The organism is Lacticaseibacillus camelliae DSM 22697 = JCM 13995 (assembly GCF_001311195.1).
GTDB classification, from domain to species: Bacteria; Bacillota; Bacilli; order Lactobacillales; family Lactobacillaceae; genus Lacticaseibacillus; species Lacticaseibacillus camelliae.
On the sequence record NZ_BBAJ01000001.1, the window covers coordinates 50792 to 74215 of the forward strand.

17 protein-coding genes and 6 pseudogenes are annotated in these 23424 nt (G+C 56.1%); 19 read left to right on the plus strand and 4 right to left on the minus strand.

The genetic code is table 11. The features are described from left to right. Positions 1-5 precede the first annotated feature (5 nt). From dltA to JCM13995_RS16510, 6 genes and pseudogenes are all read left to right on the plus strand, one after another. Positions 6-1507 (plus strand): annotated as a pseudogene (dltA, locus tag JCM13995_RS00230) (D-alanine--poly(phosphoribitol) ligase subunit DltA). Beyond that, positions 1507-2713, plus strand: a pseudogene (gene dltB / locus JCM13995_RS00235) (D-alanyl-lipoteichoic acid biosynthesis protein DltB). Before dltA ends, dltB begins: the two co-directional pseudogenes overlap by 1 nt. Before the next feature lie 170 nt (positions 2714-2883). Next, entirely contained in the window at positions 2884-3114 is a 231-nt protein-coding gene (dltC, locus tag JCM13995_RS00240; RefSeq protein WP_054661328.1) for a D-alanine--poly(phosphoribitol) ligase subunit DltC, read from the plus strand. Continuing rightward, positions 3114-4364, plus strand: a complete 1251-nt coding sequence (gene dltD / locus JCM13995_RS00245) for a D-alanyl-lipoteichoic acid biosynthesis protein DltD (protein WP_054661330.1) — start codon at positions 3114-3116, stop codon at positions 4362-4364. Before dltC ends, dltD begins: the two co-directional genes overlap by 1 nt. A 4-nt stretch (positions 4365-4368) precedes the next feature. Further along, a complete protein-coding gene (locus JCM13995_RS16505) occupies positions 4369-4908 on the plus strand; it encodes a serine hydrolase (RefSeq protein WP_082397633.1) in 540 nt (179 codons plus the stop codon). 2 nt (positions 4909-4910) lie between these two features. Next, positions 4911-5582: a serine hydrolase domain-containing protein gene (locus JCM13995_RS16510; RefSeq protein WP_082397634.1), complete on the plus strand. Its 672-nt coding sequence runs from the start codon at positions 4911-4913 to the stop codon at positions 5580-5582. 70 nt (positions 5583-5652) lie between these two features. Here JCM13995_RS16510 and argH read toward each other — a convergent pair. The 3 genes and pseudogenes from argH to JCM13995_RS00270 form a co-directional block, all read right to left on the minus strand. Further along, positions 5653-7036: pseudogene (gene argH, locus JCM13995_RS00260) on the minus strand (argininosuccinate lyase). After that, complete coding sequence (locus tag JCM13995_RS00265; protein WP_054661339.1) at positions 7036-8256, minus strand: argininosuccinate synthase; 1221 nt, start codon at positions 8254-8256, stop codon at positions 7036-7038. Before JCM13995_RS00265 ends, argH begins: the two are co-directional and overlap by 1 nt. A 92-nt stretch (positions 8257-8348) precedes the next feature. Beyond that, positions 8349-9811, minus strand: a pseudogene (locus tag JCM13995_RS00270) (ABC transporter substrate-binding protein/permease). Positions 9812-9989: 178 nt separating this feature from the next. Here JCM13995_RS00270 and yycF point away from each other — a divergent pair. From yycF to JCM13995_RS00325, 12 genes and pseudogenes are all read left to right on the plus strand, one after another. Then, on the plus strand, positions 9990-10700 hold the full coding sequence (gene yycF / locus JCM13995_RS00275; RefSeq protein WP_054661342.1) for a response regulator YycF: 711 nt from the start codon (positions 9990-9992) through the stop codon (positions 10698-10700). 158 nt (positions 10701-10858) lie between these two features. After that, positions 10859-12764, plus strand: a pseudogene (walK, locus tag JCM13995_RS00280) (cell wall metabolism sensor histidine kinase WalK). Beyond that, entirely contained in the window at positions 12754-13464 is a 711-nt protein-coding gene (yycH, locus tag JCM13995_RS14165) for a two-component system activity regulator YycH (RefSeq protein WP_054661348.1), read from the plus strand. The pseudogene walK and the gene yycH overlap by 11 nt, the downstream one beginning before the upstream one ends. Next, complete coding sequence (locus tag JCM13995_RS00290; protein ID WP_162230887.1) at positions 13347-14102, plus strand: two-component system activity regulator YycH; 756 nt, start codon at positions 13347-13349, stop codon at positions 14100-14102. Before yycH ends, JCM13995_RS00290 begins: the two co-directional genes overlap by 118 nt. Positions 14103-14117: 15 nt before the next feature. Further along, positions 14118-14918 carry a two-component system regulatory protein YycI gene (locus tag JCM13995_RS00295; protein WP_054661354.1) on the plus strand — a complete coding sequence of 267 codons (801 nt, stop codon included), beginning with the start codon at positions 14118-14120 and terminating at the stop codon, positions 14916-14918. Positions 14919-15048: 130 nt separating this feature from the next. Then, on the plus strand, positions 15049-15846 hold the full coding sequence (locus JCM13995_RS00300) for an MBL fold metallo-hydrolase (protein ID WP_082397636.1): 798 nt from the start codon (positions 15049-15051) through the stop codon (positions 15844-15846). A 100-nt stretch (positions 15847-15946) separates the two neighbouring features. Further along, positions 15947-17292, plus strand: a pseudogene (locus JCM13995_RS00305) (S1C family serine protease). Between the two features lie 588 nt (positions 17293-17880). Further along, complete coding sequence (locus JCM13995_RS00310; RefSeq protein WP_054661360.1) at positions 17881-18285, plus strand: iron-sulfur cluster biosynthesis family protein; 405 nt, start codon at positions 17881-17883, stop codon at positions 18283-18285. 315 nt (positions 18286-18600) lie between these two features. Continuing rightward, entirely contained in the window at positions 18601-19032 is a 432-nt protein-coding gene (locus JCM13995_RS00315) for an Hsp20/alpha crystallin family protein (protein ID WP_054661363.1), read from the plus strand. Positions 19033-19221: 189 nt separating this feature from the next. Continuing rightward, complete coding sequence (locus JCM13995_RS15300; protein WP_225350601.1) at positions 19222-19605, plus strand: hypothetical protein; 384 nt, start codon at positions 19222-19224, stop codon at positions 19603-19605. Between the two features lie 2 nt (positions 19606-19607). Further along, a complete protein-coding gene (locus JCM13995_RS15305; RefSeq protein ID WP_225350602.1) occupies positions 19608-20420 on the plus strand; it encodes a hypothetical protein in 813 nt (270 codons plus the stop codon). A 32-nt stretch (positions 20421-20452) separates the two neighbouring features. Further along, a complete protein-coding gene (locus tag JCM13995_RS00325; protein ID WP_054661366.1) occupies positions 20453-22144 on the plus strand; it encodes a heavy metal translocating P-type ATPase in 1692 nt (563 codons plus the stop codon). 58 nt (positions 22145-22202) lie between these two features. Here the strand turns inward: JCM13995_RS00325 and JCM13995_RS00330 are convergent, their stop codons facing one another. Then, positions 22203-22910: a GntR family transcriptional regulator gene (locus JCM13995_RS00330; protein ID WP_054661369.1), complete on the minus strand. Its 708-nt coding sequence runs from the start codon at positions 22908-22910 to the stop codon at positions 22203-22205. A gap of 138 nt (positions 22911-23048) precedes the next feature. Between JCM13995_RS00330 and JCM13995_RS00335 the strand changes: the two genes are divergently transcribed. Then, positions 23049-23378, plus strand: a complete 330-nt coding sequence (locus JCM13995_RS00335) for a PTS sugar transporter subunit IIB (protein WP_054661372.1) — start codon at positions 23049-23051, stop codon at positions 23376-23378. The last annotated feature ends 46 nt before the right edge of the window (positions 23379-23424 follow it).

Consider the following 23424-nt stretch of genomic DNA (forward strand, 5'->3'; position numbering starts at 1 on the left):
ACAAGATGAAATCTTTAATCGAAATTATCGACGAGATCGCCACTTCTCATCCCGACTGGCCCGCGGTCAACACGCTGGGCGAGCTGAAAACATACGGTGAGCTCAAGGCGGCCTCGGACGGGATTGCGGCGGCGCTGCAGGCCCGTCATTTGCCGGCCAAGGCGCCGCTCATGGTGTACTGCGACCAAAGCTTCGCGGCCATCGCCACGTTTCTGGGGTGCGTGAAGGCGGGCCATGCGTACATTCCGGTCGACAGTCACTCGCCCAACGATCGGCTGACCATGATTGAGGAAATCGCGCACCCGGCACTGGTGCTGGCGACCATCCCGCTGCCGCTCAAGCTGAAAACCACGACCGTTGAGCCGGCGCAGGTGAAACAAATGATGGCGGTGGCGCCGACTGAGAACGTCGAACTTTCAGCGGATGATAATTTTTACATCATCTTCACCAGCGGCACGACCGGGCAGCCCAAGGGGGTGCAGATCTCGCACGCGAACCTGATCTCGTTCGTGTCCTGGATGGCGAGCTTCAACTTGCCGCGGCGGCCGCGGATGCTGGCGCAGGCCCCGTTTTCCTTCGACCTGTCGGTGATGTCCCTGTACCCGACGCTCACCGCCGGCGGCTGCCTGCAGATCCTGCCCAAGGAACAAACGGAGAACCTGAAGGCGCTGTTTGAAACGCTGCCGCATGTGCCGGTCGACGTGTGGGTCTCGACCCCCAGTTTCGTGGACATTTGCCTGTTGTCACCGCTGTTTGACGCGACGAACTACCCGGCGCTCAAGCAGTTTTACTTCTGTGGTGAGGAGCTGACGCACGCGACGGCGGAAAAGTTGCGCCAGCGGTTCCCGCAAGCCAAGATCTACAACACATATGGCCCCACTGAGGCCACTGTCGCCGTGACGGCGGTCGAGATCACGGATTCGGTGCTGGCGGATTACCCGCGCCTGCCAATCGCTACGCCAAGCCCGACACCACGATGACGCTGGTGCCCGGCACCGTCCGGACTGAGGATGACCAGCAAGTCGGCGAACTCGAGATCATCGGCCTCAGCGTTTCCAAGGGTTACCTGAACCGGCCGGAGAAGACCGCGGCGGCCTTTACCGAAGAACACGGGATGCGTGGGTACCGAACCGGGGACCTTGGCATCATTGCCGAAGACGGCCTGATTTTCTACCGGGGTCGCACCGATTTTCAAATCAAGCTCAACGGTTATCGAATTGAGCTGGAGGAAGTCGACCATTATCTCAACCAGGCGCCGATGATCCATCAGGCGGTTGCTGTGCCGAAGTACAACGCCGAGCACAAGGTCCAGCAAATGCTGGCCTATGTCGTCCCTGAACAAGGGGAAGAAGGCGGACTGGCACTGACCAAGAAAATCCGGGCCCACCTGCAGCAGGTGATGATGCCTTACATGATCCCGCAGCGCTTCATTTACAAGGCAGCGCTGCCGCTGACCCCAAACGGTAAGGTCGCGGTCAAGGCGCTGATCAGTGAGGTCAACGCCTAATGCTGAATTTACAACCTTACGCGGATCCGCAGTACTTCCTGCTTCTGATGCTGGGCCTACTCCCGGTCATGATCGGGTTGTACCACGGCCACCGCTTCAAAACGTACGAAACGCTGATTTCATTGCTGTTCATTATCCTGATGTTCACCGGCGCCAAGTGGCAGCAGGGTATTGCGCTGATCGGGTACATCCTCTGGCAGCTGGCCATTGTGTTTGGCTATCTGCATTACCGCAAGCACCACAATCAAACCAGCGTGTTTGTGATCACGGTCTTACTCAGCATCCTGCCGCTGGTCATCGTAAAGGTGACGCCGGCGGTGGTCTTGCATCCGTCGCTGCTGGGGTTTCTGGGGATCTCGTACCTGACTTTCAAGGCGGTGCAGGTGATCATGGAGCTGCGCGACGGCACGATGAAGGCCGTTGCTGATGCCGTTTCTGCGGTTCATGCTGTTCATGCCCGCCCTTTCCAGCGGCCCGATTGATCGGTATCGCCGGTTTCAAAAGGATTACGACAATGTGCCCAAGCGTGAGCAGTACTTGAATATGCTGGCGCGGGCGGTGTGGTATCTGTTTCTGGGCTTCTTTTACAAATACATCCTGGGGTACGGGTTCGGCACGGTGCTGCTGCCGCGCATTGAGCGCTCGGCAATGGTTGTCCGGCACATGTACTGGCTGGGGCTGAGTCCGTCGCTGGTCGGCGTGGCGTTTGTCTACTCGATGTACCTGTTCTTCGATTTTGCCGGCTACTCGCTGTTCGCCGTGGCGACCAGCCTGGTGATGGGAATCGATACGCCGATGAACTTCAACCGGCCGTTTCAGGCGCACAACATCAAGGACTTTTGGAATCGCTGGCACATGACGCTGTCGTTTTGGTTCCGCGATTTCATCTTCATGCGCGTGACCTTCTTCATTATGAAGCACAAGCTGATCAAAAATCCGATCCGGGTCTCCCAGGTCGCGTACCTGATCAACTTCCTGATCATGGGGTTCTGGCACGGGGTGACTTGGTATTACATCACGTACGGCCTGTTCCACGCTTGCGCGATCATAATCAACGACATTTGGCTGCGCTTCAAGAAAAAGCACCGCAAGCAGCTGCCGCACAACCGCTGGGCCGAGGCGCTGGCCATCGCCACCACGTTCTGCGTCGTGTGCTTCAGCTTCCTGATCTTTTCGGGGTTCTTGAACACGTTGTGGTTTAAGTAAAGGCTGCGAGGCGGGGCGATTTTAGCCCGACGGCTAGCCTAGCTCAAGACATTACCGGCGTTTTTTTTGCCGGTGAGGGCTTGAGCGTAGCTAGACGCTCGGGCGTTGCCTCGCCGAGCGCGACTAGGTCCTGCCACTATCTTTCAAACAAAAGGAGAAATTAATCATGGATAAAAAAAGCCACTGTACTATCAATATTGAACGACCTCACCGGTGAAGATTTCAGCAATAACCTGGATGAGGATTTATTTGCCTCAGGTTTGATCGATTCTATAGACACGGTCCAACTGCTGCTACAACTGCAATCCCAACTGGGGATGGACGTACCAGTGTCCGAGTTCGACCGCAACCAGTGGAATACGCCTGCTAAGATCATTAAGAAAGCTGAGGATGCGGAATAATGAAACGGCGCCTCTGGCAGATCTTTGGGCCGGTCGTTTTGGCGGCGGTGTTGGTGGTCGGCATCCTGCTCGCCCCACTGCCGAATGGCCGCATGAGCAAAGCCCGGCTTGAGTCGGATGCAGTGTCGCTTTCACCCAATGTGTTAGGCGGTGCTCGGGTCAAAGCGCAGGCGCTGAGCCAGCATTACGTGCCGTTTTTCGGTTCCTCTGAGCTGGCGCGCATGGATCCTTTCCACCCGTCAACGCTGGCCGCCAAGTATCATCGCTCATACCAGCCCTTGTTACTGGGCAATCCCGGGACGCAGTCGCTGACGCATTTTGTGGATGACCAGTCCGAACTGAACCAGCTCAAAGGGAAAAAGGCCGTCTTCATTGTCTCAATGCAGTGGTTCACTCGCCAGGGGCAGATTCCTGCGGCGTTTGACATGTATTACTCGCCGCTGCAACTTTCCACTTGGCTCCTGCGGGCGAAGGGGAACGCTGCCGACCGGTACGCGGCGCGCCGCCTGTTGAAGATGAACGCGCCGGAAAAAAGTACGCTGGACCGGCAGTCGCTGTACCAGATTGCCGCGGGCCGGCCAGTCAGCGGCTGGACGCGGCTGGCACTTCAGACCCGTTTGCGGATGCTGAACAATGAGGATCAGCTTTTCTCTCGGTTCACCCATTCGACGAACTGGCGCCGGATCCAGGATGGGGAGAAACGGCTGCCGGCCAAGGACGACCCGCAACAGCTCGAAGCGCTTGCCGGCCAAATCGCCAAGGCGAGCACCAAACATAACCGCCTGGGCATTGATGACACGTTCTATCGCCAGCGCCTCGGCCATGGCAAGCTGGCCGCGCTACGCGGCAGTCAGCGTCACTTTGAGTACCGGTACGGGCCGGAGTATGGGGACTTTGAACTGCTTTTGCAGCAGTTTGCCAAGAATCACACGACGGTGCAGTTCATCATTCCCCCCATCAATGCCAATTGGGCGGCTTACACCGGCCTGCCGATGGGGAACTATGAGCAGGCGGTTGCTAAACTCAAGTATCAGCTGGCCAGCCAGGGCTTCACGCATGTCGAGGACCTGAGCCGCGATGGCGGGAAGCCGTACTTTATGCAGGACACGATTCATTTGGGCTGGCGCGGCTGGCTGGCCGTTGACCAGGCGGTCAAGCCATTTCTGACCCAGCCGCAGCAGCCGGAACAGTACCGGCTGAACGATGCCTTTTTCGGGGAGACTTGGGCGAAAACGACTAATGTGAGGTAATTTTATGAGAAGAACGCAACATCACAACCGGCGCAAACAGGAGATTCGGCTAAGACTGGTTGTGCTCGCGGTGGCGGCCGTTTGTCTGGTTGCCGGCGGATTTGTTTTGGGGCGGGTGACCGCGCCGAAGCCGCACCAGGCCGCCGTAGTTAAAAAGTCGGCTCAGATTCGTCGAAATAAGCCGTCACGTTCTCGGCAAACGACCGCCGCGGCGGCAGCCTCGCCGGTCGTGCCGCGCGCCATCGCTCAGCCCATTCAGCAGACGTTGACGGCGCGGCTGCAGGCGCAGCATTTTTCCGGAACCGCCATCGTGATTAAGAATGGCAAACTGGTCGCATCGACGAGCTTGGGTCAGGCCAGCGTGAAGCGCCACTTGGCAAACCGTGAGGACACGATGTTTGAGATCGATTCGCTGCAGAAAAGTCTGACAGCGGGCCTCGTGATACAATTGCTCGATGCTGGGAAATTAAAGTTGACGACTCCCATCGGGGACTTTTATCCGCGGTTTAAAAACCAGCCGCGGATCACGGTCGGGACCTGCTGAAAATGCGGTCGGGGTTGAAAACGGTGGGCACGCTGGCACCCAAGTACCAGTCTGACAGGCAGTTGGTGGATTACGTCGCGGCGCATGTGACCGATGATCCCCACCAGTTCGGGATCTGGCAGTACACGGCGGTCAATTACGTCCTTCTTGTCGGCATCGTGGAAAAAGTGACCGGGCAGTCATACGAGGCCCTGTTCAAGCAGGCGTATATCGATCGGCTGCACCTGAAACAAACGGTGATGGCGTATCACCTTCGGCCGACCATGAACTACGCCTCAGGGTACAACGTTCAGGGCCAGAACTCATACGCGAGTCAGCAGTTAACAAGCTTGGATCAGATGCACGCCGAACTAGGCACCGGGCAGGTGTACATGAGTGCCTTAGATTTTTACCGGGCCACGCGGTCTTTGATGACAGGTGATCTGCTCGGTGGCACGCGGGCACAGCTTTACCGGCCAGGTCAACCCAACCTGTTTTACGATGCCGGCTTCTATCAGAACGTGCCTGGGTTCCTGCGGGCAAACGGTTCCGGTTACGGGTACATGACCACGATGCAGCTGTCGCGAAACGGGCGCGATGCCGTGGTGATCCTGGGCAATGTGCAGGGCCGCAGTCGTGCCGGTATCATTGCGCTGGCCGGGCAGCTCCGGCAGCAGTTTCTGCAGGCAAAATAAAGCACCGGGCCGCAGTTTTGCGACTCAGTGCTTCAAGTCAAGGGGTGACCAGAGATGGTCGCCTTTTTGATTACTGATGGGTCTTGATGATGGCTTTGGCGCGGGCCACTTCCTTGTTGACGTTGGTCACAGCGGTGCCGCCCAGGCTGGTGCGGCGCTCGACCGCGGCCTCAGACGTCAGCTCCTGGTAAACGTCTTCCTGAATCTGCGGGGCGGCCTCCTGAAGCTCGCTTAGCGGCATATCCTGCAGGCTCTGGTGCGTCTTGATCCCGTGCAGGACCAGCTTGCCAACGATGCCGTGGGCCGTGCGGAACGGCACGCCCTTGGTCGCCAGGTAGTCGGCCAGCTCGGTGGCGTTACTGAAGTCGTTGATGGTCGCATCGTGCATTTTTTCCTTGTGGACCTTCACGGATTCCAGCATGCCGGCGAAGATGTGCAGGGAGCCGAGAATAGTGTTGTAGGTGTCAAACACCGGCTCTTTATCCTCTTGCATGTCCTTGTTGTAGGCCAGCGGCAGGCTCTTCATCGTCGTAAGCAAGCCCATCAAGCGCCGTACACCCGACCGGTCTTGCCGCGGACCAGCTCGGCAAAGTCGGCGTTCTTCTTCTGCGGCATGATCGAGCTGCCGGTGGCGAACCTGTCATCCATTTCAATGTAGTTGAAGTCGTACGTGCACCACAAAATCAGCTCTTCGGCCAGCCGGCTCAGGTGCTCCATGAGAAGCGCGGCATTGCTAAGAAATTCCAAGGCAAAATCGCGGTCGGACACGGCGTCGAGGCTGTTGTGGTAAACCTCGTCAAAACCGAGCTCATCAGCCACGTACTCGCGGTCGATGGGGAAGGTGGTGCCGGCCAGCGCGGCGGCGCCCAGCGGCAGCATGTCCGTGTGCTTCTGGTTGAATTCAAAACGCTCGTAGTCGCGCTGCAGCATCTCAAAGTACGCCAGTAGATAGTGGCCGTAAGTGATCGGCTGGGCGTGCTGCATGTGGGTGTAGCCCGGCATGATGGTCCCGGCGTTTTCCTCGGCTTTTTCCACCAGTACCGTTTGCAGGTTGGTGATGGCTTCCTTGATTTCCGGCAGGCGGTTTTTCAGCCATAGGTGAAAATCGGTGGCCACCTGATCGTTGCGGGAGCGCGCAGTGTGCAGCTTGCCGGCGACCGGACCAATCAGGTCGGTCAGAAGGCTTTCCATGTTCAGGTGGATGTCCTCGTTCTCGACGGTGAAGTGCAACTCTCCGGCCTCGAGGCGCTGCATCAGGACGTTCAGGCCGTCTTCGATGGTCTTGGCGTCCTTTGCCGGAATGATGTTTTGCTTGCCGAGCATCTTGACATGGGCGATGGAGGCGGTGAGGTCCTCTTTGGCCATTTGCTGATCAAAGGAGATCGACGCGCCAAACTTATCGACCACTCGGCCGCCTTGGCGGTAAACCGGCCGCCCCAGAGCTTATCGGTCATTACTTATCCTCCGGTTTCTTTGAGTGCACGTGGTTGACCTCTTCGTAAACGGTGGCCGGCAGGGTCCAGAGCTTGATGAAGCCGGCTGCGGCTTCCTGGTCGAAGGTGTCGGCAGACGTGTAGGTCGCCAGGTTCTCGTCGTACAGCGAGTTGGTGTCCGACTTGCGGGCGACAGGGACTGCCGAGCCCTTGTACAGCTTCATCTTAACGACGCCGTTAACGACCTTTTGCGTGTCGTCAATGAAGGCCATCAGGCTGTCAAACAGCGGGGTGATCCATTTGGCTTCGTAGATCATGTTGGTCAGCTGCTGCTCGATCAGTGGCTTGTAGTGAGCGACGTCGCGCTCCAGCGTGAGGTTTTCCATTTCGTGGTGGGCGGCCATGATGACGGCCGCGGCTGGGGCCTCGTAGACTTCGCGAGACTTGATGCCGACCATGCGGTTTTCAATTTTGTCGATGCGGCCGATCCCATTTTCGCCGGCCAGCTTGTTCAAGGATTTGATGAGGTCCGAGAGCTTCAGCTTGTTACCGTCAATGGCGACGGGAATCCCCTTTTCAAAGGTCAGGTCGATGAACGTTGGCTTGTCTGGTGCTTCTTCCGGGGCAACGGTCATGCCCCAAGCATCGTCCGGTGCTTGGTTCCACGGGTTCTCCAGGATGCCGGCTTCGTTGGCGCGGCCCCAGAGGTTGGCATCGATCGAGTACGGGGACTTCTTGCCGATTGGGACTGGAACGTTGTGCTCCTTGGCGTAGTCGATTTCTTCCTCGCGGGACCAGTGGAAGTCGCGGATCGGGTCTTCAATTTTGAGTTGCGGGTCCAGGGCGTGAATGGCAGCCTCAAAACGGACCTGGTCGTTGCCCTTACCGGTGGAGCCGTGCGCGATGGCGACGGCGTCGTGCTGGTGGGCGATTTCAACGAGATGCTTGATGATCAGCGGCCGCGACAACGCGGAAACCAGCGGGTAGTCGCCTTCATACAAGGCGTTGGCCTTGATGACCGGAGTCACGTACTCGTCGGCGAATTCGTCCTGCGCGTCGATGGCGTAGCTCTCGATCGCACCGACCTGCTTGGCCTTCTTCTGAATGAAGTCCATGTCGGCGTTTGGCTGGCCGACGTTCAGGCAGGCGGCGATCACGTCATAGCCCTTGTCCTGCAGCCACGGAATGGCCACGGAAGTATCCAAGCCACCAGAATATGCCAACACGATTTTATCAGTCATACAGAATTCCTCCTTGAAAGTTATACTCGCTTACATCATAACGCCCCGCGGCTGCCCGCGGGGCGCGTTTAACCATTTAAATCAGTTTGGGACTAGTTGAGGCGGTGTTCGACAAAGCCCAGTGCCCGGCTGAGAATGAAGGTCATGGCGAAGTAGATTAAGGCCACGATCATGATCGGGAAGAACGGCTCGAACGATGCCCCCTGAACGGTGGTGCCTTCAAACATCAGCTCGGTGGCGCCGATAACCGATAGGACTGAGGATTCCTTGATGTCGGTCACGAATTCGTTGCCCAGCGCCGGCCAGATGTTCTTAACGGCTTGCGGCAGTACGACATAGCGGGTGGTTTCCCCGTTGCTCAGGCCCAGGCTGCGCGCGGCTTCGGTTTGGCCGATCGGCACGGAGTTCAGGCCGGACCGGATGATCTCGGCGACATACGCACCGGAGTTGATGCCCATGGCGATCGCGCCGGAAACAAAGGCGGAAAGGTTCAGGCCCAGCACTTGCAGCCCGAAGAAGACGATGAAGGCTTGGACCATCAGCGGCGTGCCCCGGATAAACTCAACATAGACAACCGCGATGGCCTTGAGGATCCAGATGCTGGAACGACGCATGAGGGCCAAGATGGTGCCGAGGATGGTCCCAGCGATAACCGTGAGCAGCGCGAACAGCAGGGTGTAGGCCGCGCCTTTAATGAAGAAGCTGCCGTACTTGGACCAGAAACTGTTGCTTTGATTCTGCAGCTTGTAGGCCTGATCCATCCAGCCGGCCCACATGTGGTCTTTGCGGACTTTGTCGATGGTCTTGTTGACCTGGTTCTTCATTGCGGTGTCGCCTTTGGGCAACGCAACCACGGTTGGGGCTTTCCCAGTGGCAAACTTAGGATCGATGATCTTGAGGCTCGGCGTCTTTTGAACGTAAGCACCGGCGACGATGTTGGACATGACGGCGGCATCGATCTTGCCATACTCGACTTGGGCGATCACGTCATTGGCTTTTTCGAGCGGCACGATTTTGGCGCCTTGCAACTCAGCCTTGGCGATTTGCTCCTGCGTGGACTGCTTTTGGGCCCCGACTTTCTTGCCGGAGAAGTCCGCGACGTTCTTATACTTGGAAGCCTGGTCTTTCTTGACGACCATGATCTGCTTTTCTTCAGTGTAAGACTTGGAGAATTCAACCTGCTTGGCCCGTTCCGGTGTGGCACTCATCCCGGAAATAACCATGTCGACTTTGCCTGTCTTCAAGGCGCCAATCAGGCATCAAAGCCCATTTCCTTGATTTGCAGCTTGACCCCCATGTCTTTGGCGATCTGCTTGGCCAAGGAGATGTCGGCACCGACGATGGTGTCAGACCCGTCAACGGTGGCGTGGAATTCGAGCGGCGCATAATCGGCGGAGACGCCTAAGATGACGTAACCACGCTGTTTGATTTGCTGCACCGAGTTCGTGGTGTTGCCCGCCGCAGCAACCGGCTGCGTGGCGGTCGTAGTTAATGCCGTGCCGGCCACCAGCAGCATTGCCAGCAGGCCGATGACCCAACGATAAAGTTTATGCATAAGTGCCAACCCCTCAGACTTGAATTTTTATTGAATATATACCCAAAATACGAAATATGCAAGCGAAATTGTAAAATATGCAAAATTTATTCATGAGCAGGCACGGTTAGGCCCTTTTTGCCCCGCCTCTGAGAAACCGTTATAATGAAGATAACTCGTACACGTAATGGAGCCTATCATGGCAAAAAAGATCCTTGTGGTCGACGATGAAAAGCCGATCCTGGACATCGTGAAATTTAATCTGAATAAGGAAGGCTACGACGTTGTCACCGCGGAAGACGGTGAAGAGGCGTTGACCAAAGTGAACGATGAAAATCCCGATCTGATCATTCTTGACTTGATGCTGCCGAAGATCGATGGGCTGGAGGTCGCGCGCCAGGTGCGTAAGGACCACGACATGCCGATCATCATGCTGACAGCCAAGGATTCGGAGATCGACAAGGTCCTCGGGCTGGAGATGGGTGCAGATGATTACGTCACCAAGCCGTTCTCGAACCGCGAACTCGTGGCCCGGGTCAAGGCTAACTTGCGCCGCTCCGGCACGCCGGTTCAAACCGAGACGCAGGAGCCGGAGAATCAGGAACTGACCGTGGGTGACCTGACGATTCATCCGGACGCCTACACGGTCACCAAGCGCGGTGAAAAAATCGAACTGACTCACCGAGAGTTCGAGCTGCTTCATTACCTGGCGCAGCACTTGGGTCAGGTGATGACCCGCGAACACCTGCTGCAAACGGTTTGGGGCTACGATTACTTTGGCGATGTCCGGACGGTTGATGTGACTGTTCGCCGGCTGCGCGAAAAAATCGAGGATAACCCGTCCCATCCCGAGTGGCTGGTCACGCGGCGCGGCGTTGGGTATTATTTGAAGAACCCGAACGAGGAGTAGGCCAAGCAACTTGGCGTAATCGTGCTCGGCCAGGCAACGCTCGAGCATCTAGCTACGCTGATCGCATCGCCGCCAAAATGCGGCGGCTACGCCATCAGCTAGGCTAGCTGTCGAGCTAAGTGCGCCTGGCCTCACAACTTCCAACTTGGAGATTTACATTGAACAAGAAGATTCGTTTTTTTTCAATCGATCAACTTTAAGATCGCGCTAGTGTTTATTCTGCTGCTTTTAGTGACGGTGGAAATCATTGGCGCGTATTTTGTGCGGTCTCTGGAACAACAGAATGTGGATACGTTTAAGACGGCCATTAACCTGGATCCGTACCTTCAGGATAAAGTCGCCACTGATTTGATGAAGACCGATACATCTGCCGCCGATGATTCCCTGAAGTCCACGATTTCTCAGGCCGATGTCGCCAACACCGCGACAATCGTGGTTGTGGATGCCAAGGGCACGGTGCGCGCCAATTCCAACATCAATTCCCAAAACGACGTCGGCACCAAGTCCGCCAACAACAGCATCAAAAACGTCCTGTACAGTGGCCAGCTGTTTGAAGGCTACGAGTACAGCGATTCGTCCGGGTCGATGTACACCAAGATCATTCCCATCAAAAATCCCAACGCGACCGGTGATGGCAACGCGGTGATCGGCGCGGTCGCCATCACGGCCTCGATGGAAACGGTGTACAACAACATCAACCAGATCGTCCGGATTTTCCTGATTGCCAGTCTGGTCGCCGGGCTCCTGGGCGTGATCATTTCCATTGTCATCTCGCGGGCCATCACCAGGCCCATCGACGAAATGAAAAAGCAGGCGATTCGCATGGCCCGCGGTGATTACTCCGGTCAGGTCCGCATTTACGGGCAGGATGAACTGGGACAGTTGGCGGTGGCGGTCAACAACCTGAGTGTCCGCGTTGAGGAAGCGCAGGAGGCCAGTGAGGCCGAGCGGCGCCGGCTGGATTCGGTGCTGGCCCACATGACCGACGGCGTCATCGCGACGGATCGGCGCGGCAATGTCATTATCATTAACGAAACCGCGCTGGAGTTCTTGGATACCAAAAACGAAGACGTCATCGGCGTGTCGATTTTGCGCTTGCTGAACATCGAAAAGGACTACACGCTGCGCGACTTGCTGGAAAACCAGAAGGAGCTGCTGCTGGACTTCACTGAAAAGCTCGACCATGAGTTGATCTTGCGGGTCGACTTCAGCCTGATTCAGCGCGAAACCGGCTTTATCTCCGGGATTGTCGCCGTGCTGCACGACGTCACCGAGCAGCAAAAGAACGAGCGTGAGCGCCGAGAATTCGTGTCGAATGTGTCCCATGAGCTGCGCACGCCGCTGACGTCAATGCGCTCTTATATTGAAGCACTGAACGAAGGGGCTTGGAAGGACCCGAAGATCGCGCCGCAGTTCCTCAAGGTCACTCAAGAGGAAACCGACCGGATGATCCGCATGATCAACGACTTGCTGTCACTGTCGCGCATGGATTCCGGCACTGCCAAGATCGAAAAGGAAACGGTCAACCTGAACGAGTTCTTCAATTACATTTTGGACCGCTTTGACATGATGCTGAAAACCGACAACGAGTCGGCCGGGGCCGACAACAATCAGGCCGAGCCGTTGAAGACAACGCCCCACAAGCACTACACGATTCGCCGTGAGATCACGAAGCGCGATCTCTGGGTCGACATCGATCAGGATAAGTTTATGCAGGTGATCGACAACATCATGAATAACGCGATCAAGTACAGCCCGGATGGCGGCGTGATCACGGCCCGGCTGCTCGAGACGCACAACCATGTCATCCTGTCGATTCAGGACCAGGGCCTGGGCATTCCGCGTCAGGATATCAACAAAGTCTTCGACCGCTTCTACCGGGTCGACAAGGCGCGCTCGCGCAAGCAAGGTGGCACTGGCTTGGGCCTCGCGATTTCCAAGGAAGTCGTCGAGGCGCTGGGCGGCCGCATCTGGGTCGATTCTCAGGAAGGCAAGGGCAGCACGTTCTACATTTCGCTGCCGTATCAGCCGCTTGATGAGGGAGGCGATTGGGATGAAGCTTAGCGGATTGATTTTACGGGTGTCACTGACTGCCATGGTCTTGCTCAGCCTGGTCTTCTCCGCCTTGATTTGGCGCAATCCGTCCCGGCTCGGCCGCACGGAAACGTCCAGCGCGCTAAAAACCACGCAGGAAACGTCGGCGAGCCAGCAGGCGGCGTATCTGTACGTGCCCACGACCGCCTATTATCAAACCGGCAGCCAGAAGGTCCAGCTGCTGCAGAAGGATCAGTCGGCGACTGGCGAGATCCACAAGACGATCCGCCAGTGGCAGCTGAAGCAGGTCAACAGTTCTGTTCAGCTCAGCACCAGTGCGCTAGCCGCCCTGCTGACCCAGACGGACACGCTGCAGTTGACGTTCAGCGGGCCGGTGACTTTTGGGGTGTTTAACGCGCACTACTTTGCCAAGCCGTTGAAAAACGTGCCGTCTTTTCAGTTTGATCGGCTGATCATCGACCTGAAAAACCGCAAGCCGAAGCTGACGCTGGTGGACGATTCGACCCGGATGAGCCGCACCGCCACGCTGGCGAAAAGTCCGACCACGAAGCTGCGGGCGTATCTGCAAAAGGCCCAGCCGAGTGGCTGCCGGTGGTTGAAAAACGGCTCAACGGCAAACTGGTCCCATACTACGCCAAGCCGGTCGCACTCAGTCCCTACGCCTTTTTACTCGACCAGCAAAACGCCAACCACTTCGTCTCGCTGCTGATGCCTACCAATTCCGCCGCCGCGGTCGACAGTCGGGAAATCGGGGATGAATCAATATACACGCTCGGCGATACGCGTATGACGCTGAACAGCTCGTCGAGTGTGATGCAGTATGAAGATCCGGGCAAAACGACCAAGAGCACCCGGTTAGGTACGGCGCTGAACAAAGGCGAGGCTGCGATCTCACAGTTGAACCTCCAAGGCATTACCTCGATGCATTACTTCAGTTACGATAAAGGCAGCCGCACCGTCTCGTTTCGGTCGTATGCACAAGGCTTGCCAATTTTTAACAGTCTAGACAACGGCCTGGTCCAAACGGTCAGCAGCGAAAGTGGGTTGACCACGACCTTTTCGTTGAACAACCTGACCGTGGCCATTCCGACGTCACAGGCGTTAAAGACGCTGCCGGCGACGCAAACCGTGCTGACTCAAATGGCAGCCGCCGGTTACGCCCAGTCGACCATTCAGGATATTCGGTTGGGTTATTACTGGCGCCCGCAAAGTGCCAGTTCCCAGGTCGTTGACCTGACACCGACGTATTTTGTGGAGCTCAACGGCCAGTACAGGCGCTACACCGAGTGGCTGACGCCGCAAGCGGTGGAAGGTCAGAACCAGCCCGCAGCGCAGGTCATTCGTTAGAAAGGAGCATGCCATATGGATTTTCGGCGAATCGAAATGATTTTTCTGTTCGTTTTTATCGCGTTGAATGTTTTCCTGGGCATCAGCTTCTTCCAAAGCCAGCAGGTGGACCTCGCGACCGACGCCGGCGGCACTACCGCAATTCTGGCAGACATCAAACGCGATGACATCAAACTGCCAAAACTCAGTACCAGCACTGAGCACGGTGCGTACCTGGCCAGCACGAAGACCTCCACGCTGCGTCAAGATGTGGGCCCCGTCAAAGGGCAGACCTTGCACTTCAGCGATGCCAATGGGCTGACGCTGAACGCGACCCTTGACAGCCCGTTGAGCGTCAAGACCAATGCCGCGGCGCGCCTTCAGCGCTGGGTGGCCCAAGCGGATAACGTTGCTCACGGCAGTGCGTACACCTACCAAAAGGAACTCTCAACCGCCACCAGTTACGTGTTTGCGCAGAAAATCGGCGGCCATTTGGTCAACGATCCGCACGCGCAGCTGACGCTCCACGTCAGCGACGGGCGGCTGACCGGTTACGCCCAGACCTACCTGACGAATCTGGTGACGCTGCGCGGAGACGTCAACTTATGTTCAGCGCAGGATGCCGTGACCACGCTGTACCGCGAAAACGAGATCACTAGCAACTCCAAGGTGCTGTGGACGCACTTGTCCTACACCTACCTGCTAAATGCGAAGGGTAGCACTGTGTACGTGCCGGCGTGGTCCGTCGGCATCGAAAGCCAGGGGTCGAAGAACTTGACCGTGAAGAAGGTCAACGCCATCAATAAGACGGTGCTCAAGACCCGATCTGAAGACTAAGGACCAAGCGGCGCGGATGGGTTGCAACCACCGCGCCGTTTTTACGCTCGGGCCGGTTCAGTTTTGCGCGCCGGACCCGTATGGTACAATAGCCGCGAAAAGAGTGAGCAGATTGACAGAAGATTTTGGCATGCGCGTGTCCGTACTGGCTTCCAGTAGTTCGGGCAACGCGACTTACATTGAAACCCCGCAGCATCACGTGCTGATGGATGCCGGCCTGTCCGGCAAAAAGTTGAATGAACTCCTGCACAGCATCGGCCGTGACCTGAAGGATGTGGATTCAGTGTTTATTTCGCATGAGCACACTGACCACTGCCGCGGCGTCGGGGTCCTGGCTCGCCGCTACCCCAACTTGATGGTTTACGCGAACGCGCCAACAATTGCGGCGCTGCCGAAAAGCGTCGGGAAAATTCCTCAAGAGCAGCTCCGCGTGTTTGACGAAGGCGCGCAGCTTGACCTGGGTGATCTGGACGTTGAAAGCTTCGGCGTGTCGCACGATGCGGCTCAGGCTCAGTTTTACCAGTTCCAGCACGCCGGCAAGCGGTTCGCCATCGTGACCGACACCGGGTATGTTTCCGACCGAGTCGAAGGCACAATCCGTGACGCCGATGCGTACGTGATGGAGACCAATCACGACCTGGAAATGCTGCGTGAAGGCCCGTACCCGTGGCCGCTGAAGCAGCGCATCCTGGGCGATTTCGGCCATCTGAGCAACGAAGACGGCGCCAACGCGATCATGGATGTGATTGGGCTCAAGACCAAGCGCGTTTACTTGGGGCACCTGTCACCGCACAACAACATGAAGCCGCTGGCCCACACCACGGTGGTCAACTTGCTGAAGGCGCAGGGCCTGGCAGTCGGCCATGATTTTCAGGTGCTTGACACCGATCCCGCCGTGGCTGACCCGTTGTTTACCGTTGGGGCCTGAGCTTGAAGCGAATCATCGCTGAAAAAGCCCAGGCTTTTTCATACTTTCGTCAAACCCGTTCCGTACACTGATATTGTGAAAACAGAGAGGGAGGGTCATCATGGATAATCAATCACACAACTTTTCCGAGGAAAAGCCTACCCAAACACCGCCGCGGCCACCAAAGCGGCACTCCGGGCTGAAACAGTTGGCACTAGTCGCTGTCGTTGCGGCCTTAGTTGGCGGTGGCGTTGGGGGCGGCGTCGCGTACGGGATCATGAGCCACAACCCCACTAACTCCGTCAACGAAGCGGTCAGCGAAGGCAAACCGGGCACCACTAAGGTGTCGAATGTCAGCGTGAATGAAAGCAGTGCCAGCTCGGCTGCCTTTGCGAAGGTCGAAAAGGCCGTCGTGTCAGTGGTCAACATGCAAAAGACGCAGTCCACTTCCAGTGGCCTGGACGCCTTCGGGGATCTGTTTGGGGACTCCGGCAGTGATTCCGGTTCCTCAGGCTCATCGGGGTCTTCTAGCGGTAAACTTGAGGACGCCAGCGAAGGCTCCGGGGTCATTTACGAGAAAAAGGACGGCAAGGCTATATCGTCACCAACAATCACGTGGTCGAAGGGTCGGATGCCTTGGAAGTCATTTTGTCCGATGGCTCAAAAGTCACGGCTAAGTTAGTCGGCACGGATGAGACCTCCGACCTGGCAGTACTGTCGATCAACGACAGTAAAGTCGACACGGTCGCCAGCTTCGGCGACTCCAGTGCGATCAAAGCAGGCCAAACGGTGCTGGCCATTGGGTCGCCGCTGGGCTCTGAGTACGCGACCTCAGTCACTCAGGGAATCATTTCAGCGACGAGCCGGACGGTTGACGTGAGCGACGAGCAGACCGGCCAAGTCACCGGCCAGGCCAACGTCATTCAAACCGATGCGGCAATCAACTCCGGGAACTCTGGCGGGCCGCTCATCAATTTGAACGGCCAGGTCATCGGAATCAACTCGATGAAGTTGTCCGGAACCAGCAATTCGAACGCGACAATTGAAGGGATGGGCTTCTCCATTCCAAGCAACGAGGTCGTGTCGATCATCAACCAGCTGGTGGCCAACGGGAAGGTCGTGCGTCCGGCCTTAGGCATTGAGGCGCGTGATCTTTCCAGTGTTTCCGCCAGCCAGCAGTCCGATCTCCTGAAGGTGCCATCCAGTGTCACCGGCGGCGTTGTGGTGGCCGGCTTCACCACGCGGAGTATTGCTAAGGCCGCGGGCCTTAAGCAGTACGACGTGATCGTGGCGGTCGACGGCACCAGCGTCGACAGTGTGGCCACGCTGCACACCCAGCTGTACAAGCACGCGATCGGTGACACGATTTCGCTGACGTATTACCGCGGCAGCGCTAAGAAGACCGTCAACGTGAAGCTGACGCAAACCACAGAGCAGTTGGACAGCACCACTGGGAACGCGAAGTAGTTTAACGAAATGGCAATTGGCCGCACAGCAATGTGCGGTTTTTTTATGCGCAAGTTTTCGGCAAATTACGGTAGTTGGACACCCGATGGCCGGGATTGTTCGGATAGTACTTGTCAAGTGTGAATTCGGCTTGAGGATAAGTGGCCCATCAGCCTGTGGATAACTCTGTGGATAGTGTTTATAACTCACTTTTTAGCCCGTGCACAGACTTATCCACAGGGGTTGAAAAGTCGGTGGATAAACTTTTCTCTTTGTGAACCAAACACTCGTACGGGCGATGAGGACGCGGTTTTGGACGCCTTACTTTGTGAAATGCCGAAGTTGAAAACGGTGGATAACCCGCTGTGAAAAATTAAGGTCTTGATTTTTTTTCGGGCACGAAATCTGGTATCAAAGAATCTTCTGAACACCAGTGCTAGGGTTGATCAACGGGGTAGTGTGGATAACTGCTGGGGATAGTTGGTGCACGCCTGTGTGTGAACAGGCCGGTTGCTAGTATTTGGTAAGCTATGATTGACAGGATGTGAACGACTCGGTATCATAATAGTATGAATAGTTGTGTACAATCTAGTTGAAAGGGTGATCGATATGGAAATTACCATTACAGATGCCGCAAAGGACTATCTCAACACCAAGCTAGTGCCTGGAGACCGTGTGTTTTTGGCGCTTGATGACGGCTCCAGTAAGTATTCCAAACTCGGTGGCACGTGTGCCATTGGGAATAAGTTTCAACTGGTGATCGCTGATGCGCCTGATTCGGACTACGCTGAGGCGTTGACCAACAATACGGATCTTGACTTGACTACCGGCGCCCTCGAGCTAAGCTACCTCGGCCACGGTTTGGCGCTGGATTATCGCAACGGCTCGCTGAACCTTCATGACGATTCCGGCATCTTAGACGGTGCTGTGACCATCGGTTTTGCTCAGCCGCTGGCGGCTGATGAACAAGCACGGCGCGAGGAAATGAGGGCTTTAGGCGGCAAGGTGTGCTAGTAAAAGGCTGCGAAGCCGGACGGTTTTAGCTAAAGTGCTCAACCAGTTGCCTTCACGAGCGATAGAGCGCTTCTTTTTACACTTGAAAGAGGGCAGTCCCAACGAATTCAAAAATTCGTTGGGATTTTTTTCAAAATTTATTAGCACTCTGTTGACACGAGTGCTAAATGGTGGCATAATACTTTATGTAAACAAGGAAAGGAGCTAAAGCCCCGATCGGGAAGGCGAGCGAGTCGCGAACTGAACGGTTGCATGGGCAGTTGCTCTCCTTGCATTAAACCAACAACAGACATTTAAGAAAGGAAGTTTTGCATCATGGCTAATGAGATTATGAATCGTGACAACTGGTTGACGGATCCGTTCTTCGATGATTTGGGCTCGCGCTTCTTCGATCGTTTCATGCCAAATGACACGAGCCGGGTGCTCAAGACTGACATTAAAGAAACTGACAAGAGTTACGTTGCTAAGGTCGACGTTCCAGGAATCGAGAAGCAGGACATTCACCTGAATTACCAAGACAACGTATTGAACATTTCAGTCAACAAGAAGGACGTTAATGACCACGCGGACAGCAATGGCAATGTACTGATGAGCGAGCGCAGCTATGGCGCAATGAGCCGGAGCTATCGCCTGCCGAACGTCGATGAGCAAAACATTAAGGCCTCGTACGACAAGGGTGTTTTGACCATTACGCTGCCAAAGCTGACTGAACAGGAGCAAGATCCACACCAGATCGACATTGACTAATGTCACGTCGCGTTAAGGAAACGGGCTGCCGCAACGGCAGCCCGTTTTTTGTGCCCTGCAGTCTGTTTGATTCGCCCAACTGATTTTGGGGGCCATCCGCCCCGTTTTGCGGTTCATTACGGTATGATGAGGGAAGAGGATACAGGGGAGAGACAGTCATGAAAGAAAAAAAGTGAGCTCAAGGTCACAGTGCCGGCCGGCGTGTACGCTCAGCTGCACGGGGACTTAGATACGCCGATGCAGCTGACCATCAAAAACGATCGTATCGTGATTCAACCTGCGCCTGCGGACAGGCTAAGGTCAGGGCGGCAAGCGTTCATCTGGCCGCTGGTGGTCAGCCTGATCTCAACGGTGGTGATTTTCCTTTACTGGCTGCATCTGGGCGTACGGGTGATTCCAATGACCGGGGATGTCTCAGTGGCCAGTTTTACCATCGGCTTTGGGGTCGTCACTGGGATCGGCCTGTTTGCCGGGTTCTTTGTGCAATCGCGCAACGATCCGGACAATCGGTTTTCTAAGGCCGTGTACTGGCGAAATTTCCCGGTGATCATGCTGGCGTTTGCATCATCCTAGGCATGGCGCTGCTGGGGACCTTTTGGGTGCTGGGCCAGCTCTTTCCGGGCGCGACATTTGATCCGTTTACAGCGGTGTTGCAGGTGCTTATATTTCTGATCTTGGCCAATGTGTTCATGGTTCAAATGGCCCTGCGGATCAACGCTTCCACGCTGTCGACCTTGCTCACCATCGTGATTGTGTCTGGGGCGGTCATTTCCATGGCGTCAAACGGCAGTCGTCAGTGGTGGCAGTACAACCTGAGTTTCCTGGGGACCAAGCTGGCCTCCAACGCCTGGCAGTTCAACCTCACCTTGGTGATGACGGCGCTGGTCATGATCAGCCTGATCGATTACCTATTTGTCCAATTAAACGCGCAGCACCGTAAATCTTGGCGGTTAACGACACTGCGAACGCTGTTAACGCTGGCGGCGATTGATCTCGGTTGCATCGGGATCTTTCCCAACAACGCGCAGTTTCACCTATTGCATGATCAAATTTCGTGGATGCTGGTGACCATCGTGCTGATCATTATTATTGGCTTGCGCTGGCTGCTGCCAGAGGTCTCCAAGGAGTTTCTGTGGGCGTCTTACGGCATCGGTGCGGTCGAATTTCTGCTGAACATGGGCTTTCGTCTGTTCGGCTACCCGAGCCTGACCGCTTTTGAGATTCAAGGTTTTGCGATTGGGTTTGCCTGGCTGCTGTTTTTGTTTAACCGCCTACAGGCACTGATTGCTGAGGGCACTGTGGCGTGGCCGATCGTGATCGAATGTGAGCCGGAAAAAAACAAAAACGGAACGCGCCTAACTGGACTTTCTAGATTGGAATTATTATAATTAAGCGTAGATAAATCGAGGGAGTGAGTGCGTTGAGAAATTATCGTCGCTTGTGGGCTGTCGTGACCGTCGGGATCGTTGCGCTGATTTTGGAGTTTGGCTTGCATCAACCAGGCTGGGCGCAAATCGTGATCACCGTCATTGGTGCGCTGATCGTGCTGCTGATGCTGACCGGCGGCGACGCGCTGGAAGACTTTGCGGCGACTAAGGCCAATTCTGATCTCAAGCAGCTGCTTGATAATACGCCAACGACCGCGCACCGGCTGGTTGACGGTAAACAGGAAGACATCTCCGTCGATGACGTCAATGTGGATGACACTGTGCTGGTCAAGCCGCAAGAAGTCGTGCCGGTCGACGGTGTGGTGATCGAGGGTAGTAGCACGGTCGACGAGGCCAGCCTGACCGGGGAGTCCAAGCCGGTGGATAAGAATCCCAAGGATGAGCTGATGAGCGGGACGGTCAATGGCGACAGCGCCCTGACCGTGCGCGTCACCAAGCGTGCCGAGGACAGTCAGTACCAAGGCATCGTGCAACTGGTCAAGGAATCCGAGGCCCGGCCAGCCCATTTTGTCCGCATGGCCGACCGTTACGCCTTGCCGTTTACGGTGTTAGCGTACGTGATCGCCGGTGTGGCATGGGCGGTTACGGGCAATCCGCTGCGCTTTGCGGAGGTGCTGGTCGTGGCTAGTCCGTGCCCGCTGATCCTGGCGGCGCCGGTCGCGATGGTGTCGGGGATGAGCCGCACCAGCCGCGCCGGGATCATCGTGAAGTCTGGGACGGCCCTAGAAAAACTGTCCTCGGCCAAAACCGTGGCCTTTGATAAAACTGGGACCATCACGCAAGGCGTGCTTGCTGTCAATCAGGTGCAAGTGCAACCAGGCTACGATCAAAACCAGCTGCTGCTGCTGGCGGCCAGTGCGGAGCAGCAATCTACCCATATTCTGGCGCGGTCTTTGGTCAGCGAAGTCGGCAGCGGCAAACTGCTCGGCGCTAACGCCGCCGAAGAAGTGACGGCCGAAGGGGTCCAGGCTGAAGTTGCCGGTAAGTTGATCAAGGTCGGCAAGCCCGACTTTGCCGGTACCGACGCGAATGTTGACACCACGGCGGTTTACGTGAGCGTTGATGGCCATTACGCCGGCGTGATCACCTTCACCGACCGCATCCGGCCGGAAGCCAAGCAGACGATCAGTGCGCTGCACGAGCTCGGCGTCGCAAACACGATGATGATCTCCGGCGATAATCAGGCGATTGCCGATGACGTTGCCCAGCAAGTTGGCGTAGACAAGGTGTTTGCCGAACAGCTGCCGGCGGACAAGATTAAAGTACTGGACAACACGCCTAAAGACGCGCGGCCGGTGGTGATGGTCGGCGACGGGGTCAACGATGCGCCGTCACTAGCGGTTGCTGATGTCGGCATCGCCATGGGCGCGCACGGGGCGACCGCCGCCAGCGAAAGCGCTGATGCGGTCATTTTACGCGATGACCTCACTAAGGTGGCCTGTGCGGTGATCATTTCTCAGGACACGATGCGCATCGCCAAAGAGGCGGTGTGGATCGGCATTGGGATCTGTACCGGCCTGATGCTGATCGCCGCCTTCGGGGTGATTCCGGTGATCATTGGCGCGATGCTGCAGGAAGTGGTCGATACGATCACCATTTTGTACGCGCTGCGGGCCCGTTCTGGCCGGCGCAACGCCGACATGTACGAACCGGCCAAGGCATAACAAAACGCCGCTGCGATCGATGAAGTCGCGGCGGCGTTGTTGTCTTTTTGCAGGGCACTCAGTTGCTGCTGAGGTGTGCGGAATGGAAGTAGAAGTCCAGCCCCGGGTAGCTGTAAACGGTTTGGGAGAAGTTAAACACCACGTTGTTGTGCGTGTAGTTGATTTGGGCCAGCGTTAGCAGTGAGGTGCCGGTAGCCAAATTCATCAGGTCGGCCTTATCCGGACCCAGTGTGGTCAGGGAGAGAAAGTCGTCTGAGGATTCGGGATCGATGTCGTAGGTTTCTTTGATAAAATCAAAAATCGAATCGTCCAAGGCATCAGTCGAAATAAACGGGATTTGGTCACGCAGGTAGTAGGCTTCCTCCAGGCAGTACAGCACCGAGTTGAGGTAGCGCAGGCGGATGATGCGCCACAGCTCGGTGTCATCATGGATTTTCATCGTTTGGGCAAGCGGGATCTCACTGGCCTGCACCCGGTCAAAAGTGACGACTTTGGAGGTCAACGGGCCGCGCTTGGCCAATGACTTGCCGGCACCGATGGACAGATTGATCGTCATCGAGCCTTGAAGCTGGACGTTGTTGATGTAGTAGCCGGAGCCTTGAATGCGGCGCAGCAGCCCATGCTGGTAAACGACATCGATGGCGCGTCTGATGGTGTTGCGGCTGACGCCATACTCCTTCATCAGCTCCTGCTCCGTCGGTAATTTAGTTTGATAATCTCCAGCCTGAATCGCCTGGAGCAGTTTTTCCGCGATTTCGTGATACATGAGTTGCCCCTCCCAAACAAATTTTAAGTCATGGGACTTGTTTATTTCGTACCCACGTATTATTATAGCATTGTAGCAATGAAAGCGGTTAAACTTCTAGCCGCAAAATTTGTACTCACACAAAGGGGAGTTTTAATTATGGCTGACAAGAAAACTATTATGTTGGTATGCTCTGCTGGTATGTCCACCAGCTTGCTGGTTTCGAAGATGCAGAAGGCCGCAACGGCTGAAGGTGTTGAAGCGGACATTTTTGCAACCGCTGCCTCTGACGCTGATAACGCACTGGAGACGAAACACCCAGACATTTTAATGCTCGGGCCTCAGGTTCGTTACCTGCTCAGCCAGTTCCAAAACAAAGTTGACGGCAAGCTGCCCGTTGAAGTCATCAACATGCAGGACTACGGCATGATGAACGGCGAAAAGGTGCTTAAAGAAGCGCTGTCCTCAATCGAAAAAGCTGGCAAGTAGTCTACGGGAAACCGCAACCGCTTTCTGAGCTTAGAGATACTGATGA

What these genes read in the sequence shown, in the direction of transcription:
- JCM13995_RS00330 (WP_054661369.1), bottom strand. Translation starts at nt 22,910, where the DNA reads ATGTATCACGAAATCGCGGAAAAACTGCTCCAGGCGATTCAGGCTGGA.
- JCM13995_RS00300 (WP_082397636.1), top strand. Translation starts at nt 15,049, where the DNA reads ATGCGCGTGTCCGTACTGGCTTCCAGTAGTTCGGGCAACGCGACTTAC.
- yycH (WP_054661348.1), top strand. Translation starts at nt 12,754, where the DNA reads ATGAAGCTTAGCGGATTGATTTTACGGGTGTCACTGACTGCCATGGTC.
- JCM13995_RS16505 (WP_082397633.1), top strand. Translation starts at nt 4,369, where the DNA reads ATGAGAAGAACGCAACATCACAACCGGCGCAAACAGGAGATTCGGCTA.
- JCM13995_RS16510 (WP_082397634.1), top strand. Translation starts at nt 4,911, where the DNA reads ATGCGGTCGGGGTTGAAAACGGTGGGCACGCTGGCACCCAAGTACCAG.
- JCM13995_RS15305 (WP_225350602.1), top strand. Translation starts at nt 19,608, where the DNA reads ATGGCGCTGCTGGGGACCTTTTGGGTGCTGGGCCAGCTCTTTCCGGGC.
- JCM13995_RS00265 (WP_054661339.1), bottom strand. Translation starts at nt 8,256, where the DNA reads ATGACTGATAAAATCGTGTTGGCATATTCTGGTGGCTTGGATACTTCC.
- JCM13995_RS00335 (WP_054661372.1), top strand. Translation starts at nt 23,049, where the DNA reads ATGGCTGACAAGAAAACTATTATGTTGGTATGCTCTGCTGGTATGTCC.
- JCM13995_RS00310 (WP_054661360.1), top strand. Translation starts at nt 17,881, where the DNA reads ATGGAAATTACCATTACAGATGCCGCAAAGGACTATCTCAACACCAAG.
- JCM13995_RS00315 (WP_054661363.1), top strand. Translation starts at nt 18,601, where the DNA reads ATGGCTAATGAGATTATGAATCGTGACAACTGGTTGACGGATCCGTTC.
- dltD (WP_054661330.1), top strand. Translation starts at nt 3,114, where the DNA reads ATGAAACGGCGCCTCTGGCAGATCTTTGGGCCGGTCGTTTTGGCGGCG.
- yycF (WP_054661342.1), top strand. Translation starts at nt 9,990, where the DNA reads ATGGCAAAAAAGATCCTTGTGGTCGACGATGAAAAGCCGATCCTGGAC.
- JCM13995_RS00295 (WP_054661354.1), top strand. Translation starts at nt 14,118, where the DNA reads ATGGATTTTCGGCGAATCGAAATGATTTTTCTGTTCGTTTTTATCGCG.